Source organism: Enterococcus sp. DIV0712 (assembly GCF_050554855.1).
GTDB classification, from domain to species: domain Bacteria; phylum Bacillota; class Bacilli; order Lactobacillales; family Enterococcaceae; genus Enterococcus; species Enterococcus faecalis.
Genome location: NZ_CP187333.1, coordinates 2162735 through 2179265 on the forward strand (window position 1 = coordinate 2162735; position 16531 = coordinate 2179265).

General features: G+C 37.6%; 15 protein-coding genes. 4 read left to right on the forward strand and 11 right to left on the reverse strand.

All coding sequences use genetic code 11. The features are described 5' to 3' along the window. Positions 1–207: 207 nt before the first annotated feature. The gene (locus IGL42_RS10340) at positions 208–714 is read right to left on the reverse strand and encodes a QueT transporter family protein (protein WP_002356499.1); all 507 of its coding nucleotides are present in this window, start codon (positions 712–714) and stop codon (positions 208–210) included. 262 nt (positions 715–976) lie between these two features. Here IGL42_RS10340 and IGL42_RS10345 point away from each other — a divergent pair, with 262 nt between their 5' ends. Further along, positions 977–1936 carry a diacylglycerol/lipid kinase family protein gene (locus tag IGL42_RS10345; protein WP_002356498.1) on the forward strand — a complete coding sequence of 320 codons (960 nt, stop codon included), beginning with the start codon at positions 977–979 and terminating at the stop codon, positions 1934–1936. Positions 1937–2002: 66 nt separating this feature from the next. Here the strand turns inward: IGL42_RS10345 and recD2 are convergent, their stop codons facing one another. The 4 genes from recD2 to IGL42_RS10365 form a co-directional block, all read right to left on the reverse strand. Further along, positions 2003–4612, reverse strand: coding sequence for an SF1B family DNA helicase RecD2 (gene recD2 / locus IGL42_RS10350; protein ID WP_010710651.1), 2610 nt, complete (start codon positions 4610–4612; stop codon positions 2003–2005). A gap of 26 nt (positions 4613–4638) precedes the next feature. Then, positions 4639–5283, reverse strand: coding sequence for a histidine phosphatase family protein (locus IGL42_RS10355; RefSeq protein WP_002362550.1), 645 nt, complete (start codon positions 5281–5283; stop codon positions 4639–4641). Between the two features lie 216 nt (positions 5284–5499). Further along, on the reverse strand, positions 5500–6006 hold the full coding sequence (gene trmL / locus IGL42_RS10360; protein WP_002356493.1) for a tRNA (uridine(34)/cytosine(34)/5-carboxymethylaminomethyluridine(34)-2'-O)-methyltransferase TrmL: 507 nt from the start codon (positions 6004–6006) through the stop codon (positions 5500–5502). Positions 6007–6318: 312 nt separating this feature from the next. After that, entirely contained in the window at positions 6319–7164 is an 846-nt protein-coding gene (locus IGL42_RS10365; protein ID WP_002407232.1) for a methyltransferase domain-containing protein, read from the reverse strand. Between the two features lie 129 nt (positions 7165–7293). Here IGL42_RS10365 and cutC point away from each other — a divergent pair, with 129 nt between their 5' ends. Next, the gene (gene cutC / locus IGL42_RS10370) at positions 7294–7923 is read left to right on the forward strand and encodes a copper homeostasis protein CutC (protein WP_002356490.1); all 630 of its coding nucleotides are present in this window, start codon (positions 7294–7296) and stop codon (positions 7921–7923) included. A 117-nt stretch (positions 7924–8040) separates the two neighbouring features. On the opposite strand, the gene mgtE is transcribed toward cutC, so the two are convergent. Genes mgtE through IGL42_RS10390 form a run of 4 tightly spaced genes read right to left on the reverse strand, consistent with a single transcriptional unit; the run spans position 8041 to position 11818 of the window. After that, positions 8041–9402, reverse strand: a complete 1362-nt coding sequence (mgtE, locus tag IGL42_RS10375; protein WP_002362548.1) for a magnesium transporter — start codon at positions 9400–9402, stop codon at positions 8041–8043. A 30-nt stretch (positions 9403–9432) separates the two neighbouring features. Continuing rightward, positions 9433–10326, reverse strand: coding sequence for an RluA family pseudouridine synthase (locus IGL42_RS10380; RefSeq protein WP_002356487.1), 894 nt, complete (start codon positions 10324–10326; stop codon positions 9433–9435). Positions 10327–10333: 7 nt separating this feature from the next. Then, complete coding sequence (locus tag IGL42_RS10385) at positions 10334–11131, reverse strand: NAD kinase (RefSeq protein WP_002356486.1); 798 nt, start codon at positions 11129–11131, stop codon at positions 10334–10336. A 12-nt stretch (positions 11132–11143) separates the two neighbouring features. Then, positions 11144–11818, reverse strand: a complete 675-nt coding sequence (locus tag IGL42_RS10390) for a GTP pyrophosphokinase (protein ID WP_002356484.1) — start codon at positions 11816–11818, stop codon at positions 11144–11146. 196 nt (positions 11819–12014) lie between these two features. Between IGL42_RS10390 and IGL42_RS10395 the strand changes: the two genes are divergently transcribed. Next, complete coding sequence (locus IGL42_RS10395; protein WP_002395485.1) at positions 12015–12593, forward strand: CYTH domain-containing protein; 579 nt, start codon at positions 12015–12017, stop codon at positions 12591–12593. Between the two features lie 63 nt (positions 12594–12656). Beyond that, positions 12657–13316 carry a ClpXP adapter SpxH family protein gene (locus tag IGL42_RS10400; protein WP_002356482.1) on the forward strand — a complete coding sequence of 220 codons (660 nt, stop codon included), beginning with the start codon at positions 12657–12659 and terminating at the stop codon, positions 13314–13316. Positions 13317–13409: 93 nt separating this feature from the next. Here IGL42_RS10400 and pepF read toward each other — a convergent pair whose 3' ends face one another. Next, positions 13410–15221: an oligoendopeptidase F gene (pepF, locus tag IGL42_RS10405; protein WP_010710652.1), complete on the reverse strand. Its 1812-nt coding sequence runs from the start codon at positions 15219–15221 to the stop codon at positions 13410–13412. A gap of 47 nt (positions 15222–15268) precedes the next feature. Then, the gene (locus IGL42_RS10410; RefSeq protein WP_010710653.1) at positions 15269–16447 is read right to left on the reverse strand and encodes a competence protein CoiA; all 1179 of its coding nucleotides are present in this window, start codon (positions 16445–16447) and stop codon (positions 15269–15271) included. Between the last annotated feature and the right edge of the window lie 84 nt (positions 16448–16531).

Below are 16531 nucleotides of genomic sequence, written 5' to 3' on the forward strand. Positions count from 1 at the left end.
AGTCCGTTTATCTTACACTATCATAGTGTATTCCAACAGACTAGTAAAGTTTTACATGAAAATTTTTAGAAAAAATGTAGATCTTATTCTTTATGTAAAAAAGACGAGGTAGAAACAGTTCATTCTATCACTTAGTTCACTAATAGCAACGACACTTTTCTTCACTGCCATTCAAAGGATGAATCATTTCTATCCACATCTTTTCAATTAAATACGTGTTTCAAATTTTAATGACTTGTTGATAAAATACATGATTGGTGCTGAAATCGTCATAATAATCGCTTCACTTAATGCTAACCAACCATAAGTTGTCCAAAATGCTTGACCGCCACTTGGTACTAGCATAAAGGCAATAAAAAACATACTTACAGTGAAAAATAGACTATTTAGACACATTCTAACAGGAATACTTGGTACCTTTTTTTGTAAAAAAGCTGTTAAGCTCAACGCAAATAATGTTTGCGCACCACCAAACAGAGCATCCATTACACCGAAACCAAAAAATAAGTTAAAAAAGATAACGCCGCCTAAAACACCCCACATCAATTTGCGATTGAAAACGACTAGGTGATTCAAACTTTCTGAAATTCTAAATTGAATCATACCAGAAGAAACTGGCCGAACCAATAAAGAGAGGACAATATATAAGCCCATAATGATACCATTGGCTAAGACTGTTCTTAGCTTTCGATTGGCTTGAAACGAATTTTGCATACTTTTTCCTTCTTTCTCCGAGTTTTTTTACAAGGGATGGTTGATGAACCTTGGTTACAATTGCAACAGTTCACATTCTAATATGGAAAGTCAAAATAGTCAATGAAAGCCCTGTTTTACTTTGCACTTATTTGCAGTTTTCACCTCTCATGCATTGTTTCGTGCCTTTTTCTAGTCATTTTTTACTTTTTTAAGCAATCTTTATTCGCAGAAGTTCCTCCCTCTGGTATAATGGACAATAGCGATTCAAAGGAGGAGCTCAATGAACATTCACTACTATCTTATTATCAACGAGCAGGCAAGTAGCGGCAATGGCCGAAAAGTCGCTAGAAAAGTGATTCAACAACTCAAGCAACAAGAACTTAAATATACGGCTCTTTACACTGATTACGCTGGACATGAAAAAGAATTGACGAAGGAACTTGCAGAAACAACTTTACTTCCTTGGTCTGAAGACTTAGACGTTTCAACTTTTCCAATCCTAGTCGTGCTAGGCGGCGATGGCACACTACATAATGTCATTAATTCATTACTTCCATATGATTCAGCTATTCCTTTAAGCTATATTCCATGCGGCTCTGGAAATGATTTTGCACGAGGGGTGGGATTATCAAGAAATATTGATAAAGCATTGCATCAAATCCTGCGCACCAGACGACCAAAAGAAATTCAAACGATTCATTATGTAGAAGCCAACCAAGAAGAAATCGGCTTAGCCACCAATAATGTTGGCTTAGGATTAGATGCGGCAATCGTGGAAAAAACCAACGAATCGTCATCAAAAAAAGCCTTAAATAAATTTAAGCTTGGCTCGCTTTCCTATATTTCTTCAATCATTCATGTCTTTTTTAAACAAAAAGGCTTTCCAATTTTAGTTGAAATGAATGGTAAACAATACACATTTAATCGTGCTTTCCTATGTACGGTCACAAATCATCCTTATTTTGGCGGGGGCGTATCAATTATGCCGACGGCCAATCCTCGCAAAGCAGTCGTGGACTTAGTTGTCGTGGAACGAATCAATATTTTTAAAATTTTGTGGCTTATTTTCCTATTGCTTCGCCAAAAACAAGGGAAATCTAAGCACTTTCATCATTTTCAATCAAGCAAAATTCGAATTGTTTCGACGATTCCACAAACCATTCACGCAGATGGCGAGATTTTAGGCAAACGAAGTATTGATATGGTTTATACCACACAAAAACGTTTGTTTTGGTTTTAACTGAGTCCCTTAAGGTTGAAAAAGAGTGCCATAAGTCAAAACGACTTATGGCACTCTTTCCTTTTCTCACATAAATTGATAAGGCGTCGTATCCTTCATTCCAATCATTGGATCAACAGCATTTGTTTGAATAATTTCGACTGTTAGTCGTGGTTCTTTTGGTAATGGTTCTTCGACAACTTTTGTCGCTTTCTTTGCTGTTTCTGGGGTTGACTCTTCCCCTTCATCAGCAAATAGTGAAACTTCTTGTACCGTTGTGTCAACTAATTGCTCGTCTGTTTCTTTTATCTGATCGGCTTTCGTTGATTGCTGTTCATTTTCATAAGAGACAGCTTTTGTTTCCTTTTCAGTAAATGGATGGTCTGCCGTTAAACCTTCTTCATAGGCTTCTAACTGAGTTCTAGTCGTTAAGGTCATTTGTTCTGCGTTCACGATTCGTTCTTTTAGCATCGTCATGCGACTAGCCGATTCGTTTTTGACACATGTTTCAAAAGCAGAAACCTCACCTAGTAGAATTAATAATTCTTTACTACGTGTCACTGCTGTATACAGCAAATTTCGTTGCAGCATTCGGCTATACTGATGAACCATTGGCAGTAACACCATGCGGAATTCACTACCTTGCGCTTTATGAATCGAACAACAATACGATAGCGTAATTTTATTCCATTCATTTCTTTTATACGTTACTTCATTATTATCAAACTGTAAAACCAACTCGTCCACTTTGTCCTCTGAGTCTTTGGCTAAAGTAATTCCGACGATTTCTCCCATATCTCCATTGAACACATTTAATTCTGGCGTATTGACTAGTTGCAAAACTTTGTCCCCGATCCGATAGACGGTGTCATTCCATTTGACTTCTTTTTTCTTACCATCATTTGGATTGAAGATTTCTTGCATCATCTTATTCAAGGCATCAATGCCAGCTGCGCCACGATACATTGGCGCTAAAACTTGGATATCTTGTGGCGTAAACCCTTTTGCTTTTGCCTTTGTGACGATTTGTCGAATGTATTCTTCGATATGACCAATATCACTTGCAAAGAACGAGCGATCCTTTTGATTTTTTTGAAAATCAGTAGGCAACTTTCCTTCTTTAATTTCATGGGCAAGAGGAATAATACTTGAACCGTCTCCTTGACGATAAATTTCGTTTAATTCACATTTGGGAATTTCGTTAATTTGCAATAAGTCATGTAAGACTTGACCTGGACCGACAGACGGTAGCTGATCCTTATCACCAACAAAAATCACTTGCATGTTTGTCGGAATAGCTTTTAATAACGTATTGGCTAACCAAGTATCCACCATGGACATTTCATCTACAATTAGCAAACCACCTTCTAATTCTTTGGCGGTTAAACTCGGATTTTTTTCACGACCTGTCAAGCCTAACAAACGATGGATGGTACTTGCAGGTAAACCTGTCGTTTCGTTCATACGTTTCGCTGCTCGCCCAGTTGGCGCCGCTAGCAAGATTGGAAACATCTCCTGCGTATAGTCTTTGAGATCTAATGAAAGACCATTTAGTTCCGCAAACAACGAGACAATCCCATTAATAACAGTTGTTTTCCCTGTTCCGGGCCCTCCAGTTAAAATAAATAACGGTGATTTAATCGCTTCTTCAATCGCTGCTTGTTGCGAGTCGCCATACTGAATATTTAAACGTTTCTCAATCATTCGGATATTTTTTTGGACTTCTTCTTCCTCATAATGAATTTCTTTTTTACGAGAAAGTAAACGCTGAATCGAAGTACCAATGCCCCATTCAGAAAAATAGAGACTGTTCTCAAAAAGTTTAGTCTCTTCTTGTTGGATTTTTCCATGTTCGACTAACGTAATGATTTCATTGGCTACTTGATCAGGTGAGATTTCCACTGGGCGACTTGCTTCCAAGGTCCGAATCGCTTCTTCTAACAAAACATCTGCTTGAACATACGTATTGCCTGAGCGAATGGAGTGCTCAAACACTTCATGTAAAATCGCCGCTCGAATTCGAACAGCAGAATCCGCCTGAATGCCGATTTGTTCAGCAATATTGTCCGCTCGTTTAAATCCGACTCCCTCAATATCTTCAACTAACTGATAAGGATTTTCTTGAATCACAGAAAGGGTTTCTTCTTGATAGGTTTGATAAATTGAAAAAGCTAACTGACTACCGAAGCCGTATCGATTTAGTCCCACAATCACTTGCTCCATCCCGTGATTCAAGCGAATTGTTTCGACGATTACTTGACGTTTTTTTTCATTTAAAACAGTAACTTCTTCCAAAACACTCGGGTCATCAATAATTCGGTCAATCGCACTTTCCCCTAATACTTCAACAATTTTTTCAGCTGTTCGTTTACCAATGCCAGGAAATTTGTCACTTGATAAATAGTTAACCACCCCACTAGCCGAAGTCGGTCTTTCTTGCTGATAACTATCCACCTGAAACTGTCTGCCATAACGAGGATGGTCCACAAAATGACCAAAGAAACGATAGGGTTCCTCTTCTTGAACTTGGCCAAAACTTCCAGTTACTACAATTTCTTTTTCTAAATAATCTGTATTTGTATCGGTCACATTTACAAGAACGACTTTATAAAAATTACTGGGATTTTCAAAAAAGATTGCTTGTACAGTCCCAACAATAAAGGCTTTTTCTTCGTCCTCACCAAAAAGTGTTACCACTACAAGCCCTCCTTTCTGTTGTGCGCTTATTGTGCTTTTTCTTTAGCTAAAAAAGACGTATCATTCCATAACGTTAAGTCGTACGGCATGTTCCTTGATGCCTCTTTGGTTTCAAGGATTGAAAGGCTATTGTTTAACAGCCCGCCCATTGTCCGTAATTCTGATAATGGTTTACCAGCCATCGCTTGGATTGCCGCCGTCAGCGCTGCTCCGTGTCCGACAAATAGAACTGGACCTTCGTGCTGTTTCGCCGCTTCAGCAACTGTTTCTGAAATCCGTTGAATCGCTTGCTCGATTGGTTCACCATCAAAAATTGTTGGATCATACAAATCTAAACGATGCCGTAAATGATCTAATTCTTCTCCATAAAAATTACGCATTTCTTCAATATATTGTCCTTCTAGACGACCTAAACCTAATTCTTTTAAGGTATCTGTATAAACAATTTCAACTGGATGAGTCAATTCTTGTTGAATTCCCCGCGCAGTATTTTTGGCACGTAATAGCGGACTAGAATAAATTTTTTCAAACGGAATATCTTGTAAATATTGGCCTAATTGTTTAATTTCGTCATAACTAGTTGGTAATAACGGCGAATCTCCTGTCATTCCTTGAAATCGTTTCTGTTGATTCCATTCAGTTTTTCCATGTCGTGTAAAATATAATTTCATGTAACTTCTCCAAACTTCTTTATCTCTTCATATGTCTTTCTAGTTTATCACTTCCCTGCGAAAATATCCATGGAAGTTTCTAGTAATCCAAGCAAAATAAGCCTAGAACAAAAATCTAAATTGTTTTTTGTTCTAGGCTTGAAAATTGGGCAACAGTAAAAATAAAACCACTTTCTTCTGACATTTTTGAAAAAAGCGCTACTGTCTTAACTTTTTTTAATCCAATTTATCATTTTCATAATGATGCGTCAGTTCTAAGTTCGGAAAATTTTGCTGACGTAAGGCTTCATAAACAATTAGTGCGGCAGTGTTAGAAAGATTCAGTGAGCGCACATGTTCATCATTCATAGGAATTCGGATACACTTTTCTTCGTTTTCTCGCATAAACGTTTCTGGTAAGCCCGTTGTTTCTTTTCCAAAAAGGAAATAATGGTCCTCGCCATCATTATAATTGACCTCGCTGTATGTTTGGTGAGCAAATTTGGTTACTAAATGCAAGTGTTTGCCTGCCACATGGGCTAAAAAGGCAGCCAAATCTTTATGATACGTAATATTTACATCATTCCAATAATCTAATCCGGCACGTTTTAAGTGTTTATCATCTGTTGAAAATCCTAAAGGTTCAATTAAATGCAACGGTGTATTCGTCGCTGCACATGTCCGTGCAATATTTCCAGTATTTGCTGGAATTTGTGGTTCAAATAAAACAATATGGTTCGTCAACTATCTTCAGCTCCTCAAATATCAATCGTGTTCATTTTAGCATAAATTCAAAATAAATAGCGCCCACAATACTTATTTTCAAAAAAAAACCGCATGACGCGATGATGTCAGGCGGCAGCTATTCTAACCAATAAAAAAAACGTACCGTCTCGGTGTCTAGCACGGCGAGTCGTTACGTTAGTGAAGGTCTCTTCACTAACTTTTATCAGAACAGGACCCTGATAAAAACCAATGAAAAAACAACTTGTAAGTAATATAACACCAATGTCACTTTATTGCAAGACTTTTTTAGGATTTTCTTCACAAAAAAGTCTATCTTTTACGACCTACTAACAAGCGGACGTCAATCGTGATTTTTTCCAATGGTCGCTGTTGTAGCTCGGCTTTAACTTCTTGAGAAACTTGCCACTCTAATGGCGACATTTCTAATAAATCCAACCGTCTTTCCTCGGGAATGTCAAAGCAATAAGTTATTCGTTCATCTACTTCCACAGCTAATTCCTCGGCAAAACGTTGGACTACTTTTTGATTGGAATAACTTTGTTTCTTTTCGTCATTGGGATAAAAAGCCGCTCGTAATTCCTTTAAGTAATTCTCTTCAGGAATAATTTTAATCACAGTCCCGTCAGCTTTTAGTACTCGCTGAAATTCTTGATAATGTGAAGGGGAAAAAATATTTAAAATCGTATCAAGCCCTTCATTCGCAAATGGCAAATTCGTTAAATCCGCCACACACCAAAACGCATCAATTGGCTGATTACTTGCTAAATAGATTCCTTCCTTTGATAAATCAAACCCGATTTTCAGTCCAGATAAGCCTGCTTGACTTAACTCAGCTAGAAAACTCCCTTCACCACAACCAACATCGACTACTGTTTTATTTTGAGGAAGATAGTGCATAATTTTGTTTAAAACAGGCGCGTACATGCCACTTTGAATCATTTTTCCCCGAGAAGTAAACATTTTTTTATTATATTCTGTCTGAACGCCATGATTTAGAAAGTATAGCGTGCCTTTCTTGGATAAATCAAATTGATGCCTCTGTTGACAAATCAGACCAACCCCTTCTACATGCATTGGTTCATGACAAGTTGGACAGCGAAATACGGCTGCTTCTTTTTTCAATAATTGTTGTGCTCGTTCAATTTTCTTTAACATTTAAAACTCCTTACGTTCATTAAATGAACATTTTCTATTATAAAAAGTTGCACTCTTTTTTTCAGGGCTATGGTAGTAAGCAGAATTATGGTACAATGCCTGTGAAGAAAAAGCAAGGAGCGATAATAAATGATTAAAGAATTCTGTGCCGAAAATTTCACTAAGATTCCCCAAGCCATTCAAAAAGGTGCGAATCGCATCGAATTATGCGATAACTTAGCCGTAGGTGGAACGACGCCAAGTACTGGTGTTATTGAAGAAGTCTTAGCATACGCTGGCGAACATTCTGTACCAGTGATGACAATCATTCGTCCTCGTGGCGGCAATTTTGTCTATAATGATATTGAATTAAAAATTATGCATACCGATTTAATCGAAGCAAAGAAATTAGGAACCGACGGCATTGTTATTGGCTGTTTAACTGAGGACGGTTGGTTAGATGAAGAAGCTTTGGACTTATTCATTGAAACAGCTGAAGGCTTGCAAATCACTTTCCATATGGCTTTTGATGCCTTGTCGAAAGAAAATCAATTTAAGGCGATCGACTGGTTAGCTGAGCGTGGTGTGACGCGTATTTTAACTCATGGCGGGCCAGCTGGTACCCCTATCGAAGACAACTTTGATCATTTAAAAGAATTAATTGTCTACGCAGATCAACGGATTCTTATTTTACCAGGTGGCGGTATTTCCACAGAAAACGTTCAAACTGTGATGGACACTTTAAAAGTCACAGAAGTCCATGGCACAAAAATTGTTTAATTTCTTGTATCTAAAAAAGTGAGGTAGCCGTCGTATTAACGGCTATCTCACTTTTTTGATTTCAAACAAACCAACGAATCCTTTTACCTCAGTCTTATGATAAATAAGTGCAATTTTTTAAACAAAATAACGCATAAACATGCTGGCAATATTGAAATAAATTAATACACTGGTTAAATCACTTAAGGTAGTAATAAACGGGCCACTGGCAACTGCTGGATCAAACCCTAATTTATCCATTAACATTGGGATTAAACTCCCTGCTAAATTCGCCACAGTAATTGCACAGAGCATTGCCATCCCAATCACAAATCCAAGCGGAAGATTATGTTGCCACACGCCAACCACAATCATAATGGTTAAACCTGTCACAGCACCCGTCACTAGTCCCGTGAGCACTTCACTTAAGATTAAGCGACCAAAATTACTATCCTTTTCATCTTTCATAGCCAAACGGCGTACCGCGACCGCCAATGATTGTGTCCCGGCATTGCCGGCTGTTCCGGTAATTAAAGAAATAAAAACGGCTAAAATACTCGCTTCGCTAACTAACGACTCATAATTACTGATTAACGAGGCCGTAGACATTCCTAAAAACAATAGCGTAATTAACCAAGGTAATCGTTTAGAAGCGGCTTTTAAAGGGTTCTCACTAACTTCTTCAACGTCGACCCCGGCTAAACCAGAGTAGTCGCTAGCGGCCTCATCATCGATAACATCAATAATATCATCAACTGTTACAATCCCCAACAAATGATCATCATAATCTGTAACTGGCACAGCTAAGAAGTCATAGTCACGAATTGTTTGCGCGACATCTTCTTGGTCATCGCCAACATGAACTGAAATAACCCGTTCATTCAAAATATCAGCAATCAAGGTATCATCATCATTAACAATTAAATCCCGCAACGAAATAACGCCGACTAAATGATTTTCTTGGTCGACTACGTAAACGTAATAGATTGTTTCCGCCATGTCCGCTTGATTCTTTAAGACGTACATCGCAGAACGCACTGTTTGATTCGCCACAATCGAAACAAATTCGGTGGTCATAATCGCCCCAGCAGTTTCATCTTCGTAATGAAGTAACTCTTTAATTTCGCCTGCTTCTTCACTACTTAACAAACTAAGATATTTCGCCTTTTGACTCTTATCTAACATATTTAGTAAATCCACCGCATTATCGGTATACATCTCAGCTAACATATCGGCTGCATAACTTGGACGCATTTCAGCTAAATAATCTTTCATATTCTCATTATCTTCTTCGATAACATCAAACATATCCGCTAGTTCTTTCGGAGATAGGTAATTGTATAAATGTTGTCGGTCTTTTTCATCTAACGATTGGTAAAATTGTCCTTGTTCATAAATGTGTAACGCTAAAAATAGCTCACGAAATTCGTTCATTTGTTGATTTTTTAGCGTTTCTAAAAGAAGGGCAAATTGCTCTTCCATTTCTTGGCCTTCATTCATCTTACACTTTCCCCTCCTGCCTCTTTATTATTATAACGTATCATCTACACTTTTCATATCCTCCGCTAGTGGGGAAATCAGATGAACCGTTTCTTTGGTAAAAGGATGAGTAAAAATTAGTTCCATGCAATGCAACGCTTGCCGCTCAATTCCTTGATCCATCTTTCCATGATACATCTCATCCCCTAACAATGAACAGCCAATTGCTTCAAAATGTACCCGAATTTGATGTGTTCGTCCTGTATGGAGCTGAATGCGCACAGCTGCTGCTTGGGCTCCTCTTTTTGCGAGCCAATATTCTGTACTAGCAAATTGACCTGTTTCGATAACTTGGCGTTTTAATAAAGAGGACAAGTCGCGCCCAATTGGCTTTTCAATCAATTGATGCTCGCTTAACTGCTCAATCGCTCCACCAACAAGGGCATAATAAATTTTTGTCACCTTTTTTTCTCGTAATTCTTGGTCAATTAAAGCATGAGCAAAGCCGTGTTTCGCAAATAACATCAGCCCAGAAGTATCTCGATCTAAACGAGTCACGACATGAATAACTTGATTCACGTAATTTTGACGCTTGTAATAGCCCTTAACACGATTCGCCATCGTTCCTGAAGGATGATACTGAGCAGGTATCGAGGCAATGCCAGCAGGCTTATTAACTACTAAAAAATGATCATCTTCAAACACAATTTCAATCGGTTCATCATCTGTTAATAATGTCTCATGTTCCGCTTCATCTGGAATCGTCATTTTAACGACATCGCCAGTTTGTAAAGGATAGATGGCATTTTGAACGGTCCCATTCACTTGAATTTTACCACCCTGAAATTTCACCTTTGCTAATAACCCTTTTGAAACACCTTGTTCCTTTAAAAAATATTTCACTTGTTGTGTTGTTTCTTTGTCATATGTCCATTGAAATTCCATCGTTTAATTAATCCTCACCAATAAAGGCATCTTTCACTCGATGCCAGAAATGCATGTGCCGATAAGAGGCAAAATGAATCCGTTCGTCTGCAATTCGATAGCAGACAGAAGCGATATTTTCTTGATAAATATCTAATTGGTCCACCGTGACAAAATAATCATCACTTTCCTGTAATTTAATCTCCAGCCACTCCGTATGTGCGATTACAATCGGTGACCCCAATGTTCGAAAGACACGATTGTTTAAGGAGGCGATTTCGGTTAACTGAAACGCATTAATGCTAGGATGCAAAACAGCCCCACCAATACTTTTATTATACGCAGTAGAGCCGGTTGGGGTCGAAATCGACAACCCATCACCACGAAATCGTTCAAACAGTTCGTCTTTAATAAACACATCGCCCACCATCGTCCGGTTTCCTCGTTTAATTGTCGATTCATTTAATGCTAAAAAATGTTTATCTGGTTTCCCATCTCTAAACCGAATCCGCACATCTAATAATGGATAACTCGTACTTTTTTCACGATGAATACACAAACTCTCAACTAGTTCTTTTAATTCATAATCACGCCAATCTGTATAGAAACCCAAGTGTCCGGTATGTACACCTAAGAAACTTACTTCGTTTAACAGATGATTAAATCGATGAAAAGCGGAAAGAAGCGTACCATCTCCGCCGACTGAAATCACAAGTTCAGGTTGACGATTGTCTATTTGAATTTGGTTTTGCTCTAATAGTGTTGTCAGTTGTTTTGTGACTTGTTTCGATTTTTCTTCCGAGTTATGAACAATCGCCACTTTCATAAGCAGACTCCTTTACTGATTTTCTGGTGTTTCGTTTTTAATTTGCTTATAGTATTCGTTTTCTAGCAATCCACGGCCATGAGAGAAGTAATGTTGTGCTTCTTGAATTTCTTCACGAATAGATGACATTTCTTCATCTAATAAATAGGCTGCCTCTGCCGCTCGCTGAAGGCGTTCTTTCATTTCTTCAGGAAAGACACCTTGATATTTATAATTCAAAGAATGTTCAATCGTTGCCCAAAAATTCATGGAGAGTGTCCGAATTTGGATTTCGGCCAAAATAATCTTTTCCCCGGTGACTAATTGCACAGGATATTCCACCACCACATGGTACGAACGATAGCCACTTTCTTTTTTATTTTCAATGTAGTCCCGTTCTTCCACAATTTTTAAGTCTTTACGATTTCTTAAAAGTGCGACTACCTGGTAAATGTCTTCCACAAATTGGCACATAATCCGCAAACCAGCAATGTCTTGCATTTCTTCTTCAATCCGATTTAAAGGAATATGCCGAATAGCCGTCTTTGTCAAAATACTATCTACTGGTTTCACACGTCCTGTAACGAATTCAATTGGTATGTGTTTATCTTGCTCCCGAAATTGTTTACGAATACCTCGTAGTTTTACTTTTAATTCGCTGACCGCCTGTTCATATGGCGCTAAAAACAGCTCCCACTCTCGTTCCATGGTAGATCCCTCAATTTCCTTGAATTTCATTCACTGATTATTTTACCACAGTCCTCCCTAAAATAGGGTGTTATTCGCTATTTGATTTCCAAACGCCTTTCATTAGAAAAATTTTTCACAGAGAAGACCACTTTTCTTGACGGAAACCTATATAATATGTGAAAATTGGAGTGATTTAAGAAAGAGAGAGAACCCCATGAGTGAGCACTTAGAAATTGAATTTAAAACATTAGTTAGTCCGCAAGATTTCAAACGATTAATCGACCATTTTTCTATTCAAAAAACGGACTTTTTTACGCAAACAAATCATTATTTTGATACGGACGATTTTCAATTAAAAGCACAACGAATGGGCTTAAGAATTCGCGTATTAGCAGATCGTGGTGAGTTAACCTTAAAAGTTCCTGCGCCAGAAGGATTATTAGAAATCAATGACCCTTTATCGCTTGAGACGGCGAACCACTTTATCAAGAGGAATCACCTCCCTACTGAGGGGGCTGTGGCGAAGAAATTACAAGAATTAGGTATTGAAATCGCCTCGATCCATTTAATTGGTTCATTAAAAACAGCACGTGCAGAAAAACAAATTCCTCAAGGACTACTTGCGTTAGACGAAAGTTGGTATAACCAACAGCACGATTTTGAATTAGAGTTAGAAGTTACTGAAGCTGAAAGCGGCAAGCAAGCGTTTCAAACATTAATGGCTGATTTGAACATTCCCATTACGCTTGCACCTAACAAGATTCAACGCATGATGCGGACCACTGCCCCTTAGTATTCGAAGCACTGACGTTCTGGCACCTGTATTTGAAAAAGCATGGCATTGGAGGAAGTATGAATGGTTGAAATTTATTTGTTCGTCAATCCTTTAGGCGGCGTCTGTTTAGAAATTGAAAAAGAAATTATACAATTGTCTGTTAACGACAAGAAGAAAATACAATTGCGCTTTATTCCTTTATTAAACATGAAAACGATCAATGAATTTTTGAGTCGTCAACATATTCCGATTAATGACATTAAACGACGGAATCGAATTTTTGAAGATTTATACTCAGCCGCTCTTGACTATAAAGCAGCACAGTTACAAGGCCGAAAAAAAGGCCGACAATTGTTGATTGGCTTACAAAAAGCAGTAGCTGAAGACGGTCTAGCTTACTCTCCTGAGTTATCAGAAGAACTACTTCTAGCGGCCGGCGGGGATATTGATATGTATCGTAAAGACCGACAATCCGATTTTGTCAAAGAATCTTTCCAAACCGACCAAAAAGTTGCTCGAGAAATGGGGATTAAACAACATCCTACCGCAGTCGTTTACAACTATACTTGCGAGAACGATTTCGGCATTTTAGTCGAAAATTTTGAAAACATGGATGAAATTAAACAACTTTGTCGTGTCCATCCACATAACGAACCGTTGCTGGACCAAGGTGACGCAACCTTTGAATTTAAACGTCGCTCCAATTATCATTTTCCAAATGGACATTTACATTTATTATAAAAAAGATGCTGCGAGAAAAGCGGTTAACTGATTATCTTAAGAGTTAAAAAGTGGGATATAAGTCATTTCGACTTATATCCCACTTTTTTTTGTCTATAATTTTTCAACCAAAGCTTCTAATTCCGTTAAACGTTCTTCAAAAACTTTCATTGCATCTTCGATATACGCGGCTTGTGTCATATCCACGCCCGCTTTTTTCATCACTTCAATTGGGAAGTCACTACTTCCTGCTTTCAAGTAGTTAAGGTACTTCTCTAAAGCTCCTTCTTCTCCAGCTAAAATATGTTTAGACAATGCCGAAGCGGCTGAGAAGCCAGTTGCATATTGATAAACATAGTAATTGTAATAAAAATGTGGAATTCTAGCCCATTCGTAACTGATTTCTTCGTCTCTAACTACTTCTGGTCCATAATATTTAGCATTGAGCTCGCCATAATACTCACTCAAATATTCACTTGTTAATGGCGTGCCTTTAGCATCTTCCGTGTGAATAAAATGTTCAAATTCCGCAAATTGGGTTTGACGGAAAATGGTTCCCTTAAAGCCGTCTAAATAATGATTTAAGACATACGCACGTACTTTAGGATCTGTTTCTGTTTGTAATAAATATTCTGTTAAAATATTTTCATTTGTGGTTGAAGCAATCTCAGCTAAGAAAATTGAATAGTCGCCATAAACATACGGCTGATTATTTCTTGTATAGTAACTATGAACACTATGGCCCATCTCATGGACTAATGTAAATAGTTGATCCAAACTATCATGCCAATTCATTAAAATGTATGGGGCTGTATCATAAGCTCCTGAAGAATATGCGCCGCTTCGTTTTCCTTGATTTTCAATCACATCAATCCAACGACTTGAAAAAGCTTCTTTAACAATAGATAAATAGTCTTCACCTAGTGGTTTTAAAGCCTCAATTGCTTTTTCTCTTGCTTCTTCATAGCTGTAACGAATTGGTGCTTCACCTAGCAAAGGCGCATACAAGTCGTACATGTGTAATTCTTCTACGTTTAATAATTTTTTTCTTAATTTTACATAACGATGTAGCAAAGGTAAATGTTTATTTACTACAGCTACTAATGTTTCGTGAACACTTTCAGGGATATGATTACTTGCTAAAGAGGCTGCCCGAGCAGAATCATAATTTCTAATTTTTGCTTTATAATTATGTGTTTTAACATGTGCACCTAAAGTTGAGGCTAATGTATTTCTAAATTGTTTGTACACTTTGTACAACCCTTTAAATGCTGCTTCACGAACAGATGGATCGACACTTTCCATTAATTGACCATAAACGCCATGAGAAAGTTGAATCGTTTCGCCTTCAGCATTTTGCACAGTTGGAAATTCTAAGTCTGCATTATTTAAAATTGAAAATGTATTACTTGAGGCACCAAAAATTTCACTAGCCCCCGCCAGTAAAGCTTCTTGTTCCATCGATAAAACATGGGGACGTTCATCTAAAATATTTTGAATATAGTGACGATAAACAGCTAATTTCGGCTGCTCTTCAAAATATCCCCAGATTTGTTCATCACTTAATGTTAAAACCTCTGGGTCAAACCAAGAAACAGCTTCACTAACTTGTGCATATAAAGAACTAGCTCTGGCATATAAAGCTTGGTAAGCTGTATTTGTAGTGTCTTGATCATTTTTTAAATGAGAATAGACATATAATGTTTCCACTTTTCTATAGACATCTAAAACGTATTCTAACGCAGCTAGAAAAGCTTCTGCACCATTCCCTAAGGTTCCTTTAAATGATTCTGCTTGATTTAGCTCTTCTGTCAACTGATTATACGCAACATCAAAAGCAGCATCATCTTTAAAAATTTTGGTTAAATCCCAAGTTAATGGAGTTGGAACTTCATCACGTGTTGGTAATTGTTTAATTTCGCTCATAGTTTACTCTCCTTTAAGAAACGTTTTACTCATTATACTATCATAATTTAACACGTGTGACTAAAAAAATGTTGTTTTTTCACTTTTTTTAGCCAATGAATGAGCTTTTCAGGATCTTCTCTTAGGAAAATACTAGTTATTAGGTACTTATTGTTTACTTTAATTAACACATAACATTCTTGTAACCAGCTCAATAAGCTATTCCCCACGATTTTAAAAAGCTTTTTTAAGCCAATATTCGGTAGCGGTTGCCAAACAAAGTTCCCTTCTTTAAAAAAAACAGCTTCCAAGATACGCCATAGTTCCTGTTTGGTCACTAAACGCCCTTCTTTGGTTTTTAGTGCTTCCCAAACAAGCATTTTTAAATGAATATCTTCTTCAGAAGAAGGTAATAGCTTCAATCCAGGATAGTAAAACCAAGGAGGTAACTGGAGAAGGTGACAACCTTTCGTATATAAAAAGCTCTGTGTCCTAAGCAACTGAGCATTTCTGTAACCAAGTTGTTGAGTCAATTTTTGATAATAATCATGCATCAATTGGCCAGTGTGCCGTCTATCTGGCAGTAAATTTAAATTAGCGGTCGGTAGTCGGAAGATTTCTAGTAATTTTTTTTCGTAAAAATCCCATGATTGTTTTCTTCTATAAAATTGTTGACATTGACTCTCTTCAATATGACAAAGTAATTCTATTCGTTCTTGCTTCTTATTGGCCGTCCATAAATAAAACCCCAAGGACTCCGAAAAGTAAAGAAATTGTTTCGTTAATTGCGTGAGCTTGTCTTTAGGCACTAATCGTTCACCTAAAATCCAAACAACTTGATAGCCATGAGCTTGATAAGTCTCCGTCCGTTCCACCAAACGTTTAATTGGCAATGGACTACATTGAATTTCAATGGCTATCTTGCCAATGAGTAAATCTGGGCGTTGCTTCAAGTTGGGTAAGTATGCCTCAACTTGAAAGGACAGCTTTTCGCGTAAACACTTTTCCGCAAAAAGCTGCTTCAAGCGGAGGTGTTCTTCTGTTTCAGCTTCTGCTTCGTACCAACAACTATTCTTTTTACGATGAGCAAAATGGGGTATTTTAATGGGGCCTGCCTTCAAAATGACCGATTGATGACACATTGGACACACAAAAGCTTGTTCGCTTCGTATCTGTGTTAATTCATCAATCGAGCAATCGATTAAAGAAAATAATTCTTGGTTGTCTGCCGTTAAAGCTGTTAACATGATTTTCACCTCTCATAAATAAACTACGCAAAGTTTCTTAATTTTCATCAAAAAAAAAAGCAAAAACTCGAAAGTTTTTGCTTT